General features: G+C 65.6%; 6 protein-coding genes. 3 read left to right on the forward strand and 3 right to left on the reverse strand.

Annotated features, from left to right (window positions below):
• Positions 1-218: dCTP deaminase (locus WA805_RS21070; RefSeq protein WP_425243182.1), on the forward strand; the 218-nt coding region annotated here is incomplete at its 5' end.
• A 101-nt stretch (positions 219-319) separates the two neighbouring features.
• Here WA805_RS21070 and WA805_RS21075 read toward each other — a convergent pair.
• Both WA805_RS21075 and WA805_RS21080 read right to left on the reverse strand, forming a co-directional pair.
• Positions 320-526: a DUF397 domain-containing protein gene (locus tag WA805_RS21075; RefSeq protein WP_422273459.1), complete on the reverse strand. Its 207-nt coding sequence runs from the start codon at positions 524-526 to the stop codon at positions 320-322.
• Between the two features lie 85 nt (positions 527-611).
• The gene (locus tag WA805_RS21080; RefSeq protein WP_422324197.1) at positions 612-1,484 is read right to left on the reverse strand and encodes a helix-turn-helix domain-containing protein; all 873 of its coding nucleotides are present in this window, start codon (positions 1,482-1,484) and stop codon (positions 612-614) included.
• Between the two features lie 489 nt (positions 1,485-1,973).
• On the opposite strand from WA805_RS21080, the gene WA805_RS21085 reads away from it, so the two are divergent.
• Together WA805_RS21085 and WA805_RS21090 are read left to right on the forward strand one after the other, a co-directional pair.
• Positions 1,974-2,384 carry a hypothetical protein gene (locus tag WA805_RS21085; RefSeq protein ID WP_422273457.1) on the forward strand — a complete coding sequence of 137 codons (411 nt, stop codon included), beginning with the start codon at positions 1,974-1,976 and terminating at the stop codon, positions 2,382-2,384.
• Complete coding sequence (locus WA805_RS21090; RefSeq protein WP_422286864.1) at positions 2,384-3,046, forward strand: hypothetical protein; 663 nt, start codon at positions 2,384-2,386, stop codon at positions 3,044-3,046. The genes WA805_RS21085 and WA805_RS21090 overlap by 1 nt, the downstream gene beginning before the upstream one ends.
• On the opposite strand, the gene WA805_RS21095 is transcribed toward WA805_RS21090, so the two are convergent.
• A partial coding sequence (locus WA805_RS21095) for a (Fe-S)-binding protein (protein WP_425243183.1) occupies positions 3,043-5,112 on the reverse strand: 2,070 nt, incomplete at its 5' end. The genes WA805_RS21090 and WA805_RS21095 overlap by 4 nt on opposite strands.

Consider the following 5,112-nt stretch of genomic DNA (forward strand, 5'->3'; position numbering starts at 1 on the left):
CAGGCTTCTCCGGCCATGTGACGCTGGAACTGTCGAACGTCGCCACGCTCCCCATCAAGCTGTGGCCGGGGATGAAGATCGGGCAGCTATGCCTGTTCCGGACCAGTTCCCCCGCGGAACACCCGTACGGCTCCGCCCGCTACGGCTCGCGCTACCAAGACCAGCGCGGCCCCACCCCGTCCCGCTCCTACCTGAACTTCTACCGCACCAAAGTGTGACGAAAGGGAAGCCGCCTGGCACGCCAAGCGGCCCCCTCCTCTGCTAAGGGGTCATGAACTCGGGTAACCCCAAAGCACGCCGCAGTTGGATGAGGTTCTTACTACCGGTGCGCGTCGTAGTGGCCCTGCTGCGCCGCCAGCGTGAAAGCGCGCCAGGACGGGGCGCTGTACGCGAGCACGTAGCCACCGGGGTTCTTCGAGTCGCGAACGGCGATCCTGCCGTTCACTGGGCGGACTTCGACGCAGTTGCCATTGGCCATGCTGCGCTGCGCCTTCCGCCACCCGGATGTCTCGGAGTCGGCCTTCATGAGGGACATTGTTCCGCTGCTTTCCAGACAGGTGCGGGACGATAGGGAGCTGTATTCGGACGTTATGGAGTTTTGTTTGGCTAAGTCACAATCGCGCCGACTTCGGCAAACGATAATCCGCGCCAACCTTTGCGATAAGTTCGGCTGAGTCTTGTGGACTCAATGCCAAACTTTTCAAGCGATCGAATACGTATTCGTAACGTGTTATATCGTGTGGGCGTTCCAGATAGATATGGCCCACCAGTCCTTCGACGTACACCACGCTCGGAACAGGGTCGGTGAAGTCCAGGATGGTGAACGTACTATCCATAGCAGGATGGGCGCCCGCCTTGTAGGGAATGACCTGAATCGTAACACTGTGAATTCTGGTCGTCTCGACCATACGCTCGAGTTGAGCCCTCATGACGGCGGGTCCGCCGACGGCGCGGTGCAGGACCGCCTCATCAAGGACCACCGACAGCGGAAGCGGAGCCTTGGAGGCAAGCCGTCCCTGACGCAGCAACTTGACGCCCACGAGGTCATTGGCAGTCTCGGCAGAGACCTCGGGCACCAGGACGTTACTCATTTCGCGCACATATTCGGGGGTTTGCAACAGACCTGGAACTATCGTCGACTGATACGTCCTTAGTGCGATGGCGTCTTGCTCAAGGTCGAGATAGCTCCTGAACTCGTCAGGCACGTCGTGCGACTGCCACCAGCCCTGCTGCCTACTCTCCTTGGCGAGTGTCATAAGTCGTTCGCGCTCGACCGCGCTGGCTATCCCGTAGAGGTCGCAGAGATCTCGCACGTCTCGCTGTGTCGCACCCCGCTGGCCGGTTTCCATCCGGCTCACCTTCGATGGCGAACAGAGCAGGTGCTCGGCGACCTGGTCGACCGTCATCGATCGCTCTTGACGAAGCGTTCGCAGACGTGCGCCGAGCTCGCGGCGGCGGAGCGTTGGACTGCGCACTTCCGGCACTGGAGGTCGCTTCCTTCCGCTTTGGGCAAGCAGGATCGTTGGCGCGGCACCGCAGATTCCACTTATAGATACCGTGCATTAGATACATGCCGTTGGCAAATGAGTTTGGCACTTGATTTTGGCACTTGCCAACTGCACGCGCCACAGTCATCATGAAATCAGACAGCGAAGCCATCCTCAAGCGACCCGCCGACAATGGGGTCGAGCGGTGACCCAAGGGTTACCGATCCAAGATCGCTAAGCCCGCAGGCGTCGCGCGAGCCGGCGATTAGTCGAGGAGGTGCCGTCATTCCTCTGCGTTCCACGCGACCGCTTCCCCGGTGCGTGAGCGGATCCCGAGTGTCAGGCCACAAGCAAAAACGCCACTCTAACGGTAGACGGGCAGTTACCCACTGCACGGTTCTCCGGAAACACAGCTGGGCCGGTGCTGCCACACCGACCCAGCCAAACACCACCCGTCCTCAGGAACCACCGAGAAGGGCTAGTGACGTGATCAACAGTACCAATGTGCTCGGCAAACACAACCCCCAGTGGTCCATTGGCGACGCGCCCGAAACGATTGACGTTCCGGATCTCCGCGTGACGGGGATGCCGAACGCCGGCGACGCGATCCGCAGCGCCTTCGCCATCGTGGTCGCGTGGCTGGCCGGCTTGCCTCGCAGGCTCGGCCGCCGCCTGTTCTACATGAACGATCTGGAGGCGCGCTGGCGCGGCTGGCAGGTCATCGAACTGCACGGCGGGCTCGGGAGGCAATACAGAGACAGGCGATTTGACCTGATCAGCACCCAGTTCCCGCCGCGCCCGGGCGTGCCGGAAGCATGGGACGACCACTGGGACGGCCGCTCCTTCGGCTCGGGGAAGGACACCCCTCCCTGCGGTTCGCTGGACGGAGGCGACTGATGGCCTCCGGGCGGCCGCAGCGGCCGAACGATCCGAGCGTGATATCCAGCCTCGAGGCCGCGGTGCGGGAGATCCGCCGTCCCGGCCCGCTCGAGCTGGTCTGGAACTGGCGGTGGGAACTGGGGATTCTCGCCGCCGGGGCCGGGCTGTCCGCGCTCGTCGCGGGCAGCCTCGGCCTCATCGGGCTCGCCGCAGTCGCGGGGGCCGGGCTGGCGGTCGCTGTAGTAGTGCTGCAGTGGCCGCCGGCCCGAACGCGGGTGGTTGCCAGGGCCTGGTGCATGATCACCCCGCACCGGGTCCGGGTCGGCTGCATCAACGCCTGGGTACAGACCAGGCGAGGCAAGCTGCCGTTCGCCCTCCGCACCGTGCCGACGGACTATGGCGAGCGCGTCTACCTCTGGTGCCGCGCCGGTATCACCGCCGCCGATCTGTTCGCCGCGCGGCACCTGCTCGCCGCGGCCTGCTGGGCGAAGGAGGTGTGGGTGGTGCCCAGCGCCCGCCACGCGCACCTGGTCACCCTGGAGATAGTAAGAAAGCAGTATTCGGAACGTACCGGACCGACTCCGGACCCTTGGCCTTACTCTCGCTACCTGGACGGCGACCCCGCTGACGACTCGGAGGGCCGAAATACGCCGCTCTCCTGGTGGAAGCCAGCCGCTTAGGCTTTCGCGGGTTTGTCCGAGCGGACAGAGCGGACCAGCAACTGGGCGACGTCGATTACCTCGAGTTCGGGCCGGGCCTGGCCGGCGGCTTTCTTGGCGTTGACGGCGTCGCCGAGCATGACCATGCAGTACGGGCACGCGGTGGAGATGGTGTCGGGGTTCAGGGCGAGGGCCTCGTCGATCCGTTCCTCGTTGATCCGCTTGCCGATGCGCTCCTCTAGCCACATGCGGGCACCGCCGGCGCCGCAGCAGAATCCCCGGTTCTTGCACCGGTGCATCTCCTCGGCCTGGGTGCCGGGAACGGCGTCGATGAGCTGCCGGGGCGGGGTGTAGACCTTGTTGTGGCGGCCGAGGAAGCACGGGTCGTGGTAGGTGATCTTCTCCTCGACCGCGGTGACGGGCGTGAGCTTGCCTTCTTCTACCAGGCGGGCGAGCAGCTGGGTGTGGTGGATTACCTCGTAGTTGCCGCCGAGCTGCGGGTACTCGCGGCTGATGGTGTTGAAGCAGTGCGGGCAGGACGCGATGACCTTCTTGGCGCCGGCGTCGTTGAGCGTCTCGATGTTCTGCTGGGCGAGCATGCTGTACACGAACTCGTTGCCGAGGCGGCGGGCCGGGTCGCCGGTGCAGGTCTCGGCCGGGCCGAGCACCGCGAACGAGACGCCGGCGGTGTGCAGCAGCTCGGCGATGGCCTTGGTGGTCTTCTTCGCGCGGTCCTCCAGCGCCCCCGCGCAGCCGACCCAGAACAGGTACTCCACGTCCTGGCCGATCTTGCCGTCGACGACGGGGACCTCGAAGTCGAGCTCGGTGATCCACTCCAGCCGCTTGTCTTCGGCCATGCCCCATGGGTTGCCGCGGCGCTCCAGGTTGTTGAGCATGGTGGCGCCTTCCTGGGGGAAGGCGGACTCGATCAGCACCTGGTGGCGCCGCATCCCGTCGATGTGGTCGATGTGCTCGATGTCGACCGGGCATTCCTCGACGCAGGCGCCGCAGTTCGTGCAGGACCAGATCACGTCCGGGTCGATGACGCCGTTCTGCTCCTTGGTCCCGACCAGCGGCCGTTCGGCCTCGGCCTTGACGGCGTCCGGCAGCTTCTCCCGCGCCTCGTCGGAACCGGCGAGGAGGTACGGGGCCTTGGCGAAGGCGTGGTCGCGCAGGTCGAGGATGACCTGCTTGGGGGACAGCGGCTTGCCGGTGACCCAGGCCGGGCACTGCGACTGGCAGCGGCCGCACTCGGTGCAGGTGCCCAGGTCGAGCAGGCCCTTCCAGGTGAGGTCTTCCACCTTGCCGATGCCGAACACGTCGGTGTCCGGGTCGGCCTCCTCGAAGTCGAGCACCTTGCCGCCCGAGCGCATCGGCTCCAGCGGGCCGAGCGCGTTGGGGCGCCGGGAGAACATCACGTTGACCGGGGCGAGCCCGATGTGCAGGTGCTTGGAGTAGGCCACCACGACCAGGAACGCCATGATCACGCCGATCTGGGCGAGCAGGAACACCACCTCGAGCACCGAGTTGACGCCGTACCCCAGTGGCCGCAGCCAGTTGCCGACCGCATGCGAGGCGAACGCCCAGTCGTTGTAGGGGAATACCCCGGTGTTGACCTGCGCTCCCCTGTAGAGCAGCAGGGTGGCGATGACCAGGAAAATCATGACCAGGACCAGCCAGGCGGCGCGCGTGTGGGAGCCGAAGAACCGCGACCCGCGGCCTTCCCGGTGCGGGTCGTCGCGCAGCCGGATCACCGTGAACGTGATGATCCCGGCGAGCACGCCGACGCTGAACAGGTCCTCCAGGAAGCCGAGCACCGCCCAGTGCCCGATGCCGGGGATCGCGAACGTCCGGGAGAACAGGTCGCCGTAGGCCTCGATGATCGTGAAAACCAGGATGATGAAGCCCCAGAACACCGCCGCGTGCGCGGCGCCGGGAACGGTCCACTTCAGCAGCTTCCGCTGCCCGACCACCTCAGTCAGCTGGGTTTCCGCCTCCCGGCCCGGGTGGGACCTCGCATACGCCACCCGCTCAGGCGCCGGCTGGCCGGAAAAAGCCAGCCGCCCCAGCCACCACACCCGCCGACC

It is taken from the genome of Trebonia sp., from assembly GCF_049794275.1.
Lineage (GTDB): Bacteria > Actinomycetota > Actinomycetes > Streptosporangiales > Streptosporangiaceae > Trebonia.

Bases quoted from the DNA above. Each gene is read 5' to 3' on its own strand.
- WA805_RS21075 (WP_422273459.1), bottom strand. From the start codon at position 526: ATGAAGGCCGACTCCGAGACATCCGGGTGGCGGAAGGCGCAGCGCAGC.
- WA805_RS21090 (WP_422286864.1), top strand. From the start codon at position 2,384: ATGGCCTCCGGGCGGCCGCAGCGGCCGAACGATCCGAGCGTGATATCC.